Origin of the sequence: Vicingus serpentipes, assembly GCF_007993035.1 — a bacterium.
In the GTDB taxonomy this organism is placed as follows: Bacteria; Bacteroidota; Bacteroidia; order Flavobacteriales_E; family Vicingaceae; genus Vicingus; species Vicingus serpentipes.
Window position 1 is genome coordinate 319090 of the sequence record NZ_VOOS01000001.1, and the last position, 15396, is coordinate 334485.

Sequence of the window (15396 nt, forward strand, 5' to 3'; positions counted from 1 at the left end):
TAAAAAAAAGCCTCTCAAATTGAGAGGCTTTTTTATTATATAAGGTAATTTTTATCTTCTACTTCTTGAACGATCATTTCTTCCTCCTCCTCTATTAGAGAATTCTTTTCTTTCTCCACCTTCACGTCTTCTTCCACTTCTTTCTCCTCCACCTTCTCTTCTTCTACCTTCTCCACCATTTCCTCTACCACCTCTTTCTCCTCTTGGCTTGTCTTTAGAAAATTCTACTCTAATATCTCTCGACTCAATGTTTTTACCATTCATATTGCTGATAATTCTTTCTCCAATACCATCTTCCACTCCTATGAATGCAAAACTATCGAACAAATCAATTTTACCAACAGAATTACCATCTATGCCAGATTGATTACAAATAAAACCTAAAATTTGACCTTTATTTTCAAATCCATCCATTTTACCAACGTTGATAAACAAACGGTTAGTATTAGAAACACTGTTATCTCTCCTATCTCCTCTTCTTCCTTCATCTCTATCTGAGCTTCTTCTTTGTCTGCTAGGATCAATATTTATGTCTTTAGCATTATCATAAGTTTGTAAGAATCTATTAAATTCTACAGATACAAAACGCTCTATAATTTCTTCTTTACTAAAATCAGCTAAGCTTTCATGAATTTGAGCAACAAAAGGAGCAATTCCTTTTTCGTTTACCTCTACATCATGAACATTTTGAGTTAATTGAATAATTTGTTGAGCACAAATATCAGTACCCGTTGGTGCTTTAACTAGATCTAATTTTTTACCTATTTGTTTTTCAACTAATCTTATTCTACCTGATTTACTAGGGCTAATTAAGGCAACAGAAATTCCTGACTTCCCCGCTCTTGCAGTTCTACCACTTCTATGTGTATAGCTTTCAATTTCATCTGGTAAATCAACATGAAATACGTGAGTTACATCATCAACATCAATACCTCTTGCAGCAACATCAGTTGCAATTAAAATTTGTAAAGCTCTGCTTCTAAATTTATTCATCACCGCATCACGTTGAGCTTGTGATAAATCACCATGAAGTGCATCAGCATTATAACCATCAGTCATTAACTTTTCAGCAAATTCTTTGGCTTCTCTTCTTGTTCTTGTAAATACAATACCAAACATTCCTGGAGAGTAATCAATAAATCTTCTTAAAGCATGATATTGATCCCTTCCACTAACTAAACAATATTGGTGCTCAATATTTGCAGCACTACTATTTTTAGTTCCAACAGTAACTTTAAAAGGATCCGTCATATAGTTACTTGCAATACGCTCTACCTCTCTAGGCATGGTTGCAGAAAATAACCAAGTGCGTTTAAAAGCAGGTGTTCCTTCTAAAATTTCATTGATATCTTCTTTGAAACCCATGTTTAACATTTCATCGGCTTCATCTAACACAACTGTAGAAACAGTATCAAATTTTAATACTTTTCGTTGCATTAAATCTATTGTTCTACCTGGTGTACCAACAATAATATTAGCACCTTTTTTAATATCTCTAATTTGATCAGAAATACTAGCTCCACCGTAAACGGCAGTAACTCTAACACCATCACTATGCTTTGAATAAGCAGTTAATTCTTTTGTAATTTGTAAACACAACTCACGAGTAGGACACAAAATTAACCCTTGAATTGCTCGGTAAGTTGGATCAATTTTTTGAATCATTGGCAAGCCAAAAGCTGCCGTTTTCCCTGTTCCGGTTTGTGCTAAACCTACTAAATCTGTATCAGATGTTAATAATTGTGGAATTGCTTTTTCTTGGATTTCTGAGGGTGTCTCAAATCCTAATTCCGTTACTGATCTAACGATATTATCGTCTAGACCTAAATCTTTAAATGTCATTTAATTTATTTTATACCGAACCGGTATGATAGAAAGTGGCGGGACTATTTTCGCCAGTATAACTATACCAATTTGGCTGTTATTAATAAGCTTACCTTGTGGTAAGATTTTGCAAATGTCGGATTTATAATTGGATTAACCTAATAAACATCGTATTTAACATAAAAAGCACCTTGAAAATCAAGATGCTTTATTATAAAATACAAATCTATAAGCCAGTTTCTGTTCCCGATAAATCGGAATTCTATCATTTATCTGGGAGTAAAGTTGCCTCTACCCTCATTCGATCTACCCTCCAAGATTGGGCGAGCAACCCTCAAGCCTTGGTTTATTTGATCTTTCAGCTCTAAAGGTTTACCAAGCTTACAATATTACTATTATAACTGGTGAGCTCTTACCTCACCTTTTCACCCTTACCACACAATGTGTGGCGGTATATTTTCTGCTGCACTAGCTGTTACATTTCTGCACCCCGCGTTTCCCCGGGTTAGATGCTCTTTGCTGTCCGGACTTTCCTCATTACACAAAAAGTGTAACGCGATAGAACGATTTGTACTGCAAATTTATATAAATAAATTTTTGATTTCTTTATTGTTTAATAAATACTTCTGTAGCTCCAGAACCATACTCTCTGTAATCAGCATCTTTGAATGAAAGATTTTCAAATTCAGCCAAATAATTTCTTAGTTCTGTTTTTAAAACGCCAGTGCCAACGCCATGAATAAAAACAAGTTTTCTTATTTTCTGATTAAAAGCCGCGTTTAAACATTTTTTAGCATGGCCCATTTGAGTATGTAATCGTTGCCAATCATCTAATCTCATTGGAAATTCAACCAGTTCTTCTAGATGCAAATCTATTTCAATAATTTTTTCAAACTGATATTTTGTAGTGGTTGTATATTTTCCCAAAAAACCTTCACTTACATTTTTTTCAGGTTTAAATAGTTTGATTCTATCCTTTACCTGCTTCTCGTCTAGTAAATAAGAATGAGTATTGTCTTGATTTATAACTATTAATTCATTAACCGATAATTCATAATCAAAACCATTGTTAGCCTCCACAGTAACCTTACCATTTTGAAGGACAGATTTCACTATCCCTTCAAGGTTTTCATTTAAAAATTTGACTTTATTACCTACCACTAGACTCATAAATAACAAAAGTAAACAACTAATTTAAAATCCTAACAATCATAAAACTATTGGTTGGATTTGCTCTTTTATAATTAACAATATTTCGTATATTTAACACCAACACAATATTTAAAAACACAATAAATCCATTCTTCAACAATTAATTCTGAATTAACTATGAAAAAAATTTACTCCTTAGCAACCGCATTATTAATTTTCTCTGGGTATCAAGCTATTGCTCAATGCGACGGCAGATATCAAGCTGACATTTTTACCAATGTTGATGTTACTACTGTTCAATACGGTAGTAATCAAAACTTAAATGGTACAACTATAAACCTTGACATGGATATTTATCAACCTCAAGGAGATACTGCCTCAAATAGGCCTGTTATCATTTTTGCACACGGAGGATCATTTTCTGCTGGAACAAAAAATGATGCTGATCAAGTATTTTTTGCAACAGAAATGGCAAAAAAAGGATATGTATGTGCTTCTATTAACTATAGACTTGCAACAAGTGCATTCTCTTTAATTGCAGAAGAAACAACTGCAAAAGTTGTATTAATGGCGATTCAAGATGGTAGAGCTGCTATTCGTTTTTTTAAACAAGACGCTGCAACTACAAATACATACAAAGTTAATCCAGAACAAATTTTTATAGGAGGAACTTCTGCTGGTGGAATATTAGGAATCAATTTAACTTATAATGATGATATTTCCGAATTAAGCCCTCAATGGCAAACTTGGGCAACCGAAGTTGGTGGTATTGAAGGTAATAGTGGAAATCCCGGATATTGCTCAAGAAGTAATGGTACTTTTGGCTTTGCTGGAGGCGTAGCGGATACTAGCTGGATTGAAGAAAATGATGTTCCATGGTACGGATCTCATGCATACACCGACAATACTGTTCAATACGGTTATGGTCAACCTCTAAATGGTTTTACTCCTGTATTTTTATATGGAAGTGGCCTAATGAAAGATAGATTAAATAATTTAGGAATATACAATCATTTAGATGAATATACTGGAGGAAACCACCCTCCTTTTGCTGGTGATGCTAATATAATGGCTAATAATAAAGATAGTTTAGCAATGTTCTTGTATAATATTTTAGATTGTAATCCAAGCAACTTACAACTTCCAAATCAAAAAAGCTGTAATACTACCGTTAGTATTGCAGAAGTTAATGGAAATACATTAGATGCAAGTATCTATCCAAACCCTTTTAACGATGAAATTAATGTTTCTATTAAAGAGGTAAATGGTACAACTATATCTGTAATTAACTCACTTGGAAAAGTAGTTTTAACTGAACAAGCAAATTCATACATAACTAATATTAACCTTTCTCATTTAGCAAAAGGAGTTTATATCGTTAAAGTAAATTCAGTTGATGGAAGTAACCACACTCAGCTAGTTGTTAAGCAGTAATAAACACAAAACAACTAAAAAAGCCGCTCAAATGAGCGGCTTTTTTTTTGCTTAATCATTTCTAATAACTTAAAATAATTTAATAATAAATCACAATTACTTTTGAAATTTAACAAACATTTTATTTTTAAACTAAACTAGTTACTTTTAAAAAAACTAAAAAAAAATAATTATGAAAAAAACTTTACTATCTTTATTTGTGATTGGAACAACATTTTCTGCTTTCGCACAAACAAACAATCAATTACAATCTATCGACAAAACTTTCAAATTTGATAAATATGAAAGTAAAATATCAACAACAGCTAAAGGAACTGTAACTTGTGATAATGACACAATAGATTATTCTTATGCAAAAGCAACTGGTTTAGCTGCATTAAACTTAAATAATGCGACTTCAGCTAGAGCTGTATCTCAATATTACAATGCTCCTCAATCAATAACTGTATATGGAGCAACTTTTTATGCTTACAAAGTTGATGCTACAGGAGGTATTTCTACAAATGTTAATGTAGAGATTTATTTAGCTGGAGCTGATTCAATGCCTACCGGAGCTCCTTTAGCAGCTGTTTCTGTTCCTGTTGATACTTCATTTGGTGGTGGAGCCTTAGCTGTCTTAGAAAAAACTGTTAACTTCACTTCTCCTGTTGTTGTAAATCAACCGTATGTAATTGTTGTAGACAATAATTCTGCTAATGGAGTTGGTATTGTTAGTAATAGCTACCAGGCTGCGGATGGAGCTCAAGAATGGTTATCTTCTGCTAATCTTTTTGGAACATGGACAAGATCTTATGCTTTATCACTTGGAGGTACACTTTATGATGCAGACATTTATATTCAACCATACGTTTCTTATGATGTAACTGTTGATTTTACAGTTGATGGTTGTTTGCCAACTACTGGTGGAGGAAACATTTCTGTTACAAATACTTCTTCTCCTATTTTAAATGACAGAATGTATAGCTTAGCTGCATTTTTAGGAAATACTGATACTTCATACGTTTACAATTTTGGTGAAGATGCTACTTTAATTTACCAAGAAAATCCAAATCACACTTATGCAACAAGCGGTACTTATACGGTTACTTTACTAGCTGGATTACAAGGCTGGAGATCTGTTGCTCTTTGTTCTGAATCACAAACTGGAACTGCTGACATTTGTACTGGAATAAATGAAAATAGCAATACTACAGTTCAATTATATCCTAATCCTGTAAATAATTTATTAAACATTAATGGTTTAGAAGTGAATTCTTCTATCAACATTTTCGATTTAACTGGAAAATTAGTTATTAGTAAAAATAACTTATCTAATACTAACTTCTCTATTTCTACAGAAAGCTTAAAAGCTGGTGTATATTTCGTTTCAATTAACAATGAAAATACTCCAACAAAAACTGTTAAAATTATTAAACAATAACACAACACGAATTCAAATAAAAAAGCCGCTCAAATGAGCGGCTTTTTTTTATGATACTTAAGATTTATTTTAATGAATATTTAACCATTCCAATGCTTTATCTACATCAGTAAACATTTTGGTTGGTGTTTTAGGCCGATTAAATTTGATAAAGAAATTCATCATCAATTTTGTAGGAAGAGAATCTGAAACTAATGCCATGGCTATACTTAAATCTGCATGTCTGTCTTCAGCAGCATAATCTCTAGCTTCTTTTGTTATATTAAACAACCCTCTTGAATCAACTAAAATTTTCATTTTTTGATTATTCTGTAATAATAACCGCGCTTTTTTACTCTCCTTCATACAGTCAATACAAACATCTGCACCTTCTTTAAAAACAATATAAAGAACATCATCTTGAATAAAATGATTCCCAATCGACGTTTCTATTATATCTTTATTTACCATGAACTTCAATTAATATTCAAAATTATCTAACCATTCTTTAGCTTTTTCTCTATCACTAAAAAGCTTAGTAGGCGTAAGAGGTTTATTTATTTTCATAAAAAAATTAGCAACCATTTTTATAGGCAAAGAATAACCCACTACTACAGCCATTGCAATCGTTATACTTTTAAATCTTTCACTACTTACAATTTTTCTTGCTTCATCCGAATAATGCCATACTTTAGTTACATCTACTAAGGTTTTCATTTTTTTGCCTTCTTGTATGTTTGTTTTAACACTAATATTCTCTTCAATTTCAGAAATACCAACATCTGCTTGCTCCTTATAAATAAGGTAAACGATATTATCTTTAATGTAAATATTAGCCGTTTTTGTTTCTACCATACTGAATAACTACACACAAAAAAGACTAATTTATAAAAAATATCGACAAAACAAACATTTCATACGTCTAAAATCAATTGATTTATTATTTTTCAACATAGAATTTCTTGAGCATTTTTATTATAAAAACAGCTCAAAAATCGTAAATTCGCAACGCTTTAGAACAAGAATAGATATGGAACAAATCGAAAAATACATCCCTAAAAATAAAGTAAGAATTGTAACTGCTGCCAGTCTTTTTGATGGCCACGATGCTGCAATTAACATTATGCGAAGAATTATTCAAGCAACTGGTTGCGAGGTAATTCATTTAGGGCATGATAGAAGTGTAGAAGAAGTTGTAAACTGTGCTATTGAAGAAGATGCAAATGCAATTGCAATGACTTCATACCAAGGTGGACATGTTGAGTATTTGAAATACATGTTCGATTTGTTAAAAGAGAGAGGATGCGAGCACATAAAAATATTTGCTGGTGGTGGTGGAACTATCTTACCTGAAGAAATTAAAGAATTACAAGAATACGGTATTACAAGAATTTATCATCCGGATGATGGGCGTGAAATGGGCTTACAAGGAATGATAAATGATATGATTCAGTTGTGCGATTTTCCAACTGGAGCTAATTTAAATGGAGAAGTAAATCATTTAAAAGAAAAAGATGTTAAATCGATTGCTAAGTTAATTTCTGCTGCTGAAAACTTCCCAGAAGAAAGTAAAGCTGACATGGACAAAGTTCATGACATGGCTACAACGGTTAAAACTCCTGTACTTGGAATTACAGGTACTGGTGGAGCGGGTAAATCATCTTTAGTAGATGAATTGGTTCGTCGTTTTTTAATCGATTTTCAAGATAAAACCATTGCTATTGTTTCTGTAGATCCTTCTAAACGTAAAACTGGAGGAGCTTTATTGGGAGATAGAATTAGAATGAATGCCATTAAAAACGATAGAGTTTACATGCGTTCGTTGGCTACTCGTCAAAGTAATTTAGCTTTATCTAAACATGTTGCTGAAGCCTTACAAATTTTAAAAGCTGCGGAATACGATTTAATTATTTTAGAAACTTCTGGTATTGGTCAGTCTGATACAGAAATTATGGACCACTCTGATGTTTCTCTGTATGTAATGACACCAGAATTTGGTGCCGCAACTCAGCTAGAAAAAATCGATATGCTTGATTTTGCTGATGTTATTGCCATCAACAAATTTGACAAACGTGGTGCTTTAGATGCGGTTAGAGATGTGAAAAAACAATACAGACGTAATCACAATCAATTTGAAATACCTGACGAACAAGTTCCAGTTTACGGAACAATTGCTTCTCAGTTTAACGACCCTGGAATGAATTCATTATACAAAGTGATAATGGATAAATTGGTTGAGAAAACAAACACTGAATTAAAATCGAGTTTTGAAATTACCCAAGAAATGTCTGAAAAGATATTTGTAATACCTCCAAGCAGAACACGTTATTTATCTGAAATATCGGAAAACAATAGAGGTTATGATAAATGGGTAAACGAACAAGTTGCACTTGCCGATAAGTTAGATGCAATTACAAGAACTATAGCTACTTTAAGCGATAGCGAAGAAGATGTAAAAAAAGTATTGCAAGCTACTTTTGATAAAATAAAACTAGATTTCGACCCTAAGAATATGCTTATTATTGAGCAATGGGAAGAAAAAGTACAAAAATATAAAGACCCTGTTTACAAGTTTAAAGTAAGAGACAAAGAACTTTCTATCGAAACACATTCGGAAAGTTTATCGCACTTACAAATACCTAAAGTTGCCTTACCAAAATACAAAGGTTGGGGCGATGTATTGCGTTGGAGCTTACAAGAAAATGTACCTGGCGAATTTCCTTACACAGCAGGTTTATTCCCATTTAAACGTGAAGGTGAAGACCCAACACGTATGTTTGCTGGTGAAGGTGGACCAGAACGTACTAACAGACGTTTCCACTACGTAAGTTTAGGAATGCCTGCTAAGCGATTAAGTACTGCTTTCGATTCGGTAACCCTTTACGGAAACGACCCAGATTTAAGACCAGATATTTACGGTAAAATTGGTAACTCAGGTGTTTCTATCTGTTGTTTAGATGATGCTAAAAAATTGTATTCTGGTTTCGATTTATCTCATGCTTTAACTTCGGTTAGTATGACCATAAACGGTCCAGCACCAATGTTGCTTGGCTTTTTTATGAATGCTGCCATCGACCAAAACTGTGAGAAATACATCAAAGAAAATGGTTTAGAAAAAGAAGTAGAAGTAAAAATTGCTGCTATTTACAAAGCAAAAGGAACTACTCGCCCAGCCTACCAAGGCGAATTACCTCAAGGTAACGATGGCTTAGGTTTAATGTTATTGGGTGTAACTGGCGACCAGGTTTTACCAGCCGATGTTTACGAAAAAATTAAAACAGAAACCCTAACCAAAGTTAGAGGAACTGTACAAGCCGATATTTTAAAAGAAGATCAAGCACAAAACACGTGTATTTTCTCAACCGAGTTTGCATTGCGTTTAATGGGAGATGTACAAGAATATTTTATTGAAAATGGTGTACGTAATTTCTACTCGGTATCGATTAGTGGTTACCACATTGCCGAAGCTGGTGCCAACCCAATTACACAATTGGCGTTAACATTAAGTAACGGATTTACTTATGTAGAATATTACCTAAGTAGAGGAATGGACATTAATGCTTTTGGTCCTAACCTATCTTTTTTCTTTAGTAATGGTATTGACCCTGAATATGCTGTAATTGGACGAGTTGCTCGAAGAATTTGGGCAAAAGCCTTAGCGAAAAAATACGGAGCCAACCCAAGAGCACAAATGCTAAAATACCACATACAAACTAGTGGACGAAGCTTACACGCTCAAGAGATTGACTTTAACGATATAAGAACAACGCTACAAGCCTTGTATGCGATTTACGACAACTGTAACTCGTTACACACCAATGCTTATGACGAAGCCATTACAACACCTACCGAAGAAAGTGTACGTAGAGCAATGGCAATACAGTTAATTATTAACCGTGAGTTAGGATTAGCGAAAAACGAAAACCCTATACAAGGAGCGTTTATTATTGAAGAATTAACCGACTTGGTTGAAGAAGCAGTATTAACTGAATTTGATAGAATTACCGAGCGTGGCGGTGTATTAGGTGCTATGGAAACGATGTACCAACGTAGTAAAATACAAGAAGAAAGCTTGTATTACGAAACACTAAAACATAATGGTGAGTTCCCAATTATTGGTGTAAATACTTTCTTAAGCAGTAAAGGCTCGCCAACGGTTACCCCTAAAGAGGTAATACGTGCTACTGAAGAAGAAAAGCAATACCAAATAAACATGTTGGAGCAATTGCACAAAGGCAACGAAAATGTTGTAGCCGAGCAATTAAGCAAACTGCAAAAAGCAGCTGTACAAAACGAAAACGTGTTTGAACTATTAATGGAAGCCAGTAAATATTGCTCTTTAGGACAAATTACAGATGCATTGTTTATGGTAGGTGGGCAATATAGAAGGAATATGTAAATTTATTCCAACTAAATTTTATATGAAGCCAAAAACATTACTTTTAACTTTATGAAAAATATAGTATTACTTATTTCTGTTGTATTATTAAGCTTAACAACTCAAGCTCAAAAAAAAGAAAATACCTATAAAGTTATAGCAGCCTGCGGCACTTGTAATTTCAATATGAGTTCGCCAACTGGTTGTGCGCTGGCTATACAAGTTGCTGGCAAATATTATTGGGTAGATGGTAGTACATTACAAGACCATGGCAATGAACACAACGCTAATGGGATGTGTAAAGTAACCCGAAAAGCAGAGGTTCAAGGCACTTTTAAAGGCAACCGTTTTAACGCTAAGTCTTTTGCTTTGCTACCTGATAAGAAGAAAAAATAGGCTTTATTTTACTTCCGTTTCATCTCTATCTAAAAAAAATATTTTTTTATTGTCTCATTTAATTATCTTAGAAAGATGAAAAAAATTGCTTTTATAATCGTTCTAATTTTGCTTTTTTCAATCAAGGCAAAATCGTCAAATATTGATAGTTTAATTAGTGTTCTTCCTAGTTTAAATGATAGTGGTAAAATTTCAATACTATTTAATTTATCACGAGAATTAACTTACCAAGAGCCTTTAAAATCTAAAAAATATGTTGATGAAGCTTTAGCAATCCTAAAAAAAACTAATGATACTTTATCTACATTTTATGCACGATTTCATACCCAACTTGGTGTTTTAGAAAAAAACAAAGGAAATTTTAACGAAGCTGCTATTTACCAGCATATTGCACTGAAAATTCATGAGCAAATAGGTGAACCTAACAACCGCTATAAAGCCAGTGTTTATAATGATTTAGGAATTATCTATAAAACACTACAAAATTGGTCGTCAGCTTTAAACTATTACAAAAAATCAAATCAACTATGTAAGGAATTAGATTTACTCCAAGGTGTTTTAATGACCTATAACAACATTGGTACTGTGCTAATTCAATTAAATGAAACAGATAGTGCTCAGTTATACTACAATAAAGCATATGATTTAAGTTTAGAAATGGAAGATTTATATGGTCAAGCCTTAACCTTAAATAATTTAGGTGAGTTATTGGTAACAATTGGAGACTCTAAAGGAGCGCTTAAAAAGTTTGAAGAGGCACTTAAAATGGATAGATTATCGGGTGATCGATTCGGAATTGTTTCAACCTTAATTAACCTTGGAACTTTAGAACAAGAAATGGGTAAAATTTCGGATGCTGAAAAACATTTAAAAGAAGGTGTTGAAATTGCAAAGCAACAAGAAGCTAAACTCCTTATTGCTCAAACGCAAAAATCATTATCACTTATTTACGAATCTCAAAACAATTTTAAAAATGCTTATTTCTCTCTAAAAGAATCAGAGATCTTAAATGATTCAATATTTAACGAAGAAAAAAACAAACAAATTACTGAGCTCGAGGCAAAATATCAGAATGAAAAAAAACAACAAGAAATAGAATTGCAACAAGCAAAATTAAATGAACAAGATGCTGCTCTTGAAAAGAAAAAAGTAGAAAAGAAACTATACATCTACGTGATCATATTTGGTATCTTAATTATTCTAATCTTAATCTATGGCTGGAATTTAAAAAGAAAAGACAATGATGCCCTAAGTATTAAAAATATTGAAATTGAACAGCAACGTCTTACCCTTGAAGAAAAAAATATAGAAATAACAGATAGTATTCACTATGCGAAAAGAATTCAATCTGCCATTTTACCACCTCAAAAAATTGTGAAAGAATACCTTCAAAAAAGTTTTATTCTTTACAAACCTAAAGACATTGTTGCTGGAGACTTTTATTGGTTAGAACATAAAGAAAACAAAGTACTTTTTGCTGCCTGCGATTGCACAGGACATGGTGTTCCAGGTGCAATGGTTAGTGTGGTTTGTAATAATGGGTTAAATAGATCGGTTAGAGAAAATGGATTAACTGACCCTGCTGAAATATTGAATAAAACCCGTGAAATTGTAATAGAAGAGTTTGAGAAAAGCGAAGATGATGTAAAGGATGGAATGGACATCGCTTTATGCTCGTTGGAAGGAAATACTTTAAAATATGCGGGTGCTAATAACCCTTTATGGATTATTAGAAAAGATGCCACTGAAGTAGAAGAAATAAAAGCCGACAAACAACCTATTGGTAAATATTCTGAACCTCAACCCTACACTACTCATACCATAGAACTTAATGAAGGTGATACTATTTATATCTTCTCTGATGGCTACGCCGACCAGTTTGGCGGAGAAAAAGGTAAAAAATTAAAAACGGTAAACTTTAAAAAACTACTATTATCCATTCAAAAGGAGGATATAGAAAAGCAACGAGAACTGATTGATAAATCTTTTGAAGAATGGAAAGGTAATTTAGATCAACTAGATGATATTTGTGTTATTGGAGTTAGAATCTAGAATACTTCCTTCACACTCTCTAAACGCTGTTTTATCATTGCTAAGATTCGCTTATTGTAATCGTTTTTGGTAGTAATATAAACTTTAAATTCATCAACAGTAAATTGCCCAATAACCAATCCTTTAAGTTCTGCTTTAAAAGAATTGTCTTTGCTAAATGCTGAAGTAATAAACTCGAACTTTTTTAGTTCTGATAACGCACTAAAATTGCATTTTTTAGCAATAAGGTAATTTTTAAAATAAACAACCAATAAATCATGTTGCATCTTTATTATTGGCCTTAAAGTACTGTTCTGAAACTGCTCTTCAGCACTCATATTTTCATTTAGCTTTAACCCTTTTATTATTGGTCTTATTTTTTTTCTATCAAGATTCATCTATTACCTTTTTCCAAGTTTTATCATTATTCAACACATAAGAACCAATATGCTCCATTTTCCAACTCGATGGAGGAATCAATGAAAGAAAATTCTTGCCTTTTTTATCAGAAAAATAGAGATGATATACTTTTCCAACAATGGGTTCAAAACTCATATCTGCTTTATAAAGCATATCATTTATTTCATATTCATTAATCAAAGCTTGATAATCACTTTTTATTAATTCAATTTTGTTTTTAAAGGTATGGTTGAAACTAGTTACACTGGTATTAATCCATGTAGAAACTCCTGATGCCTGAATACTAGGTGCGCCTATATTTGTTCCATAGGGCAATAAGTTTGCATTATATGTTTGAGTTTCATCATCAAAAACAACGTTATCTGGGCGTTCTTTTTGTTTAAAATTAGGAGCCTCCTCTACTCTTGCATAAGGTATGTTTTTAAACTTATTTACACTCGAATATTGATTTAATCCCGTTACACAAACATCGTTCGACAATGCTAAATCAATTTGACCATCTTCTTCTATATAATTTTCATCAATAAATACTTCTTGAACTTCTCCAATAATTAATCGAGTTCCATTTACTTGAATTTCCTTATCATCAATAAGTTTTAACCCTAATTTTATTGTGCTTTCACCTACAAAAGGGGCTGAAAAGGAATTCGAATATTCAGGGGTTAAGTTACATGCCTCAAATTCTGAAACATCAGTAGGAAATTTCGCCGATGTATAATGTGCCTTTTTTAAAAATGATTTATGAACATGATTAATCGTGTAATATCTTGTTTCCTTTATATTGTTATAGGTATTCCGCTCAACTGTTAGTGGTCGCATTATAAAGCCTATTAATGGTGGCGAAGAGCCAATATGAACTATGGAATTAAAAATAGCTAAGTTGGTTTCTTTATTCTTGTTTTGAGTACCAATTAAGTGCACACCTTTATAGCCTGATAGAGAATTAACAAACTTTAAACGATAACGTTCATCCCACTCCATTAAATCCGACAATTCAATTTTCATGTTATTTTTTTTTAAATAAAACTTTCTAAACCGGTTTTATATGTTCGCAGTGCTCTTTCTCTTGCCATTTTATGATCAACCATTGGAGTATAAGTTAGTTCATTTAATTCTGGCACCCACTTTTTAATGTATTTCATATCAGGGTCAAACCTTTGTGTTTGTGAAGTTGGATTAAACACTCTAAAATAAGGTGCTGCATCGCAACCTGTTCCCGAAGACCACTGCCAATTTCCATTATTGGAAGCCAACTCATAATCTAGTAATTTTTCAGCAAAATAGGCTTCTCCCCATCGCCAATCAATTAATAAATGTTTACACAAAAAACTGGCTGTTACCATCCTCACTCTATTGTGCATATATCCTGTCTCATTTAATTGTCTCATCCCCGCATCAACTATTGGGTAACCTGTTTTACCTTCGCACCAACGAGAAAATTCATCTTCGTTGTTTCTCCATACTATGCCATTGTATTTACTCTTAAAATTTTCATTTACAACCCTCGGAAAATGAACTAATATTTGAATAAAAAATTCTCTCCATATCAATTCACTTAAAAAAACATGGTCGGAAGGTTTTAGCTGACTAATTATTGAACGAACACTCACTGTCCCAAAACGCAAATGAGGACCTAAATAGCTTGTTCCGTTTAAATGGGGGACATCTCTAGTTTGTTCATAATTACCTAACTGTTTAAGGTTAAAATCTTCTACTTGTATTGTTGATGGTTTAAAACCTATATCAGATAAACTCGGAAAATTAAAATTACTTGAATATAAGTTTTCTAAATTAGGAGTCGGTAATACTTGAGGCTTGTTTAACTCAAAATGTTTTAACCATTTGTTTTTATAAGGTGTATAAACCGTATAAGGTAAACCATCATCTTTTAAAATTTGTTTTGGCTTAAATACTACTTGATCTGTAAAAGATTTAAGTTGAATATTTTTAGATGCTAAAAATTGTTCAACCCTTTCATCTCTTTGCATTGCATAAGGCTCGTAATCTTCATTAATGTAAACCTCTTTTACATTAAATTCTTTTATTAATTCTTCCCAAGCTTCATCAACCGAAGAGTTATATATCTTTAATGAACCTTTATATTTACCAAGCTCCTTATTAATTTGAGTTAATTGCTGATGAATAAAATTAACTCGAGCATCATTTCGAGGCAATTCCTCAAGAATATCTTTATCAAAGATAAAAATGGGAAGTACAGCATAATCAGAATTCAAAGCATTATAAAGTGCAGTATTATCTTCTAACCTTAAATCTCTTCTAAACCAACAAACTGAAATCTCCATTATTTTTTTTGTTTAATCTTTTAAAGTCAAAGATAAACAAAATTTAACTGTAACGTATA

At 32.5% G+C, this 15396-nt stretch carries 12 protein-coding genes and 1 other RNA gene; 5 read left to right on the plus strand and 8 right to left on the minus strand.

The window, feature by feature from the left end; genetic code table 11:
• Positions 1–51: 51 nt before the first annotated feature.
• The 3 genes from FRY74_RS01425 to FRY74_RS01435 form a co-directional block, all read right to left on the minus strand.
• Positions 52–1842 carry a DEAD/DEAH box helicase gene (locus FRY74_RS01425; RefSeq protein WP_147097891.1) on the minus strand — a complete coding sequence of 597 codons (1791 nt, stop codon included), beginning with the start codon at positions 1840–1842 and terminating at the stop codon, positions 52–54.
• A 195-nt stretch (positions 1843–2037) separates the two neighbouring features.
• Positions 2038–2399: RNase P RNA component class A (gene rnpB / locus FRY74_RS01430), an RNA gene on the minus strand.
• Between the two features lie 31 nt (positions 2400–2430).
• Positions 2431–2994, minus strand: coding sequence for a Smr/MutS family protein (locus FRY74_RS01435; RefSeq protein ID WP_147097893.1), 564 nt, complete (start codon positions 2992–2994; stop codon positions 2431–2433).
• 159 nt (positions 2995–3153) lie between these two features.
• On the opposite strand from FRY74_RS01435, the gene FRY74_RS01440 reads away from it, so the two are divergent.
• Positions 3154–4410 (plus strand): T9SS type A sorting domain-containing protein, encoded by a 1257-nt coding sequence (locus tag FRY74_RS01440; RefSeq protein ID WP_147097895.1) that lies wholly within the window; start codon positions 3154–3156, stop codon positions 4408–4410.
• A 172-nt stretch (positions 4411–4582) separates the two neighbouring features.
• Positions 4583–5830, plus strand: a complete 1248-nt coding sequence (locus FRY74_RS01445) for a T9SS type A sorting domain-containing protein (RefSeq protein WP_147097897.1) — start codon at positions 4583–4585, stop codon at positions 5828–5830.
• A gap of 69 nt (positions 5831–5899) precedes the next feature.
• On the opposite strand, the gene FRY74_RS01450 is transcribed toward FRY74_RS01445, so the two are convergent.
• Both FRY74_RS01450 and FRY74_RS01455 read right to left on the minus strand, forming a co-directional pair.
• Positions 5900–6280, minus strand: coding sequence for a DUF7793 family protein (locus tag FRY74_RS01450; protein ID WP_147097899.1), 381 nt, complete (start codon positions 6278–6280; stop codon positions 5900–5902).
• A gap of 9 nt (positions 6281–6289) precedes the next feature.
• On the minus strand, positions 6290–6664 hold the full coding sequence (locus tag FRY74_RS01455) for a DUF7793 family protein (RefSeq protein ID WP_147097901.1): 375 nt from the start codon (positions 6662–6664) through the stop codon (positions 6290–6292).
• A gap of 175 nt (positions 6665–6839) precedes the next feature.
• Between FRY74_RS01455 and FRY74_RS01460 the strand changes: the two genes are divergently transcribed.
• The 3 genes from FRY74_RS01460 to FRY74_RS01470 all read left to right on the plus strand — a co-directional run bounded on the left by FRY74_RS01460 (position 6840) and on the right by FRY74_RS01470 (position 12635).
• Entirely contained in the window at positions 6840–10208 is a 3369-nt protein-coding gene (locus FRY74_RS01460) for a methylmalonyl-CoA mutase family protein (protein WP_147097903.1), read from the plus strand.
• Positions 10209–10259: 51 nt separating this feature from the next.
• Complete coding sequence (locus tag FRY74_RS01465) at positions 10260–10583, plus strand: DUF6370 family protein (protein ID WP_147097904.1); 324 nt, start codon at positions 10260–10262, stop codon at positions 10581–10583.
• 75 nt (positions 10584–10658) lie between these two features.
• On the plus strand, positions 10659–12635 hold the full coding sequence (locus FRY74_RS01470; RefSeq protein ID WP_147097905.1) for a tetratricopeptide repeat protein: 1977 nt from the start codon (positions 10659–10661) through the stop codon (positions 12633–12635).
• Here the strand turns inward: FRY74_RS01470 and FRY74_RS01475 are convergent.
• From FRY74_RS01475 to FRY74_RS01485, 3 genes are read right to left on the minus strand one after another with little or no spacing between them, the layout of a single operon-like run.
• The gene (locus FRY74_RS01475; protein ID WP_147097907.1) at positions 12632–13012 is read right to left on the minus strand and encodes a glyoxalase; all 381 of its coding nucleotides are present in this window, start codon (positions 13010–13012) and stop codon (positions 12632–12634) included. The two genes, FRY74_RS01470 and FRY74_RS01475, sit on opposite strands and share 4 nt — an antisense overlap.
• The gene (locus FRY74_RS12960; protein WP_147097908.1) at positions 13002–14039 is read right to left on the minus strand and encodes a DUF2452 domain-containing protein; all 1038 of its coding nucleotides are present in this window, start codon (positions 14037–14039) and stop codon (positions 13002–13004) included. The genes FRY74_RS01475 and FRY74_RS12960 overlap by 11 nt, the downstream gene beginning before the upstream one ends.
• Positions 14040–14050: 11 nt before the next feature.
• Complete coding sequence (locus tag FRY74_RS01485) at positions 14051–15337, minus strand: cryptochrome/photolyase family protein (protein ID WP_147097909.1); 1287 nt, start codon at positions 15335–15337, stop codon at positions 14051–14053.
• Between the last annotated feature and the right edge of the window lie 59 nt (positions 15338–15396).

What these genes read in the sequence shown, in the direction of transcription:
- FRY74_RS01450 (WP_147097899.1), bottom strand. Translation starts at nt 6,280, where the DNA reads ATGGTAAATAAAGATATAATAGAAACGTCGATTGGGAATCATTTTATT.
- FRY74_RS01465 (WP_147097904.1), top strand. Translation starts at nt 10,260, where the DNA reads ATGAAAAATATAGTATTACTTATTTCTGTTGTATTATTAAGCTTAACA.
- FRY74_RS01470 (WP_147097905.1), top strand. Translation starts at nt 10,659, where the DNA reads ATGAAAAAAATTGCTTTTATAATCGTTCTAATTTTGCTTTTTTCAATC.
- FRY74_RS01425 (WP_147097891.1), bottom strand. Translation starts at nt 1,842, where the DNA reads ATGACATTTAAAGATTTAGGTCTAGACGATAATATCGTTAGATCAGTA.
- FRY74_RS01440 (WP_147097895.1), top strand. Translation starts at nt 3,154, where the DNA reads ATGAAAAAAATTTACTCCTTAGCAACCGCATTATTAATTTTCTCTGGG.
- FRY74_RS01485 (WP_147097909.1), bottom strand. Translation starts at nt 15,337, where the DNA reads ATGGAGATTTCAGTTTGTTGGTTTAGAAGAGATTTAAGGTTAGAAGAT.
- FRY74_RS01475 (WP_147097907.1), bottom strand. Translation starts at nt 13,012, where the DNA reads ATGAATCTTGATAGAAAAAAAATAAGACCAATAATAAAAGGGTTAAAG.
- FRY74_RS01445 (WP_147097897.1), top strand. Translation starts at nt 4,583, where the DNA reads ATGAAAAAAACTTTACTATCTTTATTTGTGATTGGAACAACATTTTCT.
- FRY74_RS01455 (WP_147097901.1), bottom strand. Translation starts at nt 6,664, where the DNA reads ATGGTAGAAACAAAAACGGCTAATATTTACATTAAAGATAATATCGTT.
- FRY74_RS01460 (WP_147097903.1), top strand. Translation starts at nt 6,840, where the DNA reads ATGGAACAAATCGAAAAATACATCCCTAAAAATAAAGTAAGAATTGTA.
- FRY74_RS01435 (WP_147097893.1), bottom strand. Translation starts at nt 2,994, where the DNA reads ATGAGTCTAGTGGTAGGTAATAAAGTCAAATTTTTAAATGAAAACCTT.
- FRY74_RS12960 (WP_147097908.1), bottom strand. Translation starts at nt 14,039, where the DNA reads ATGAAAATTGAATTGTCGGATTTAATGGAGTGGGATGAACGTTATCGT.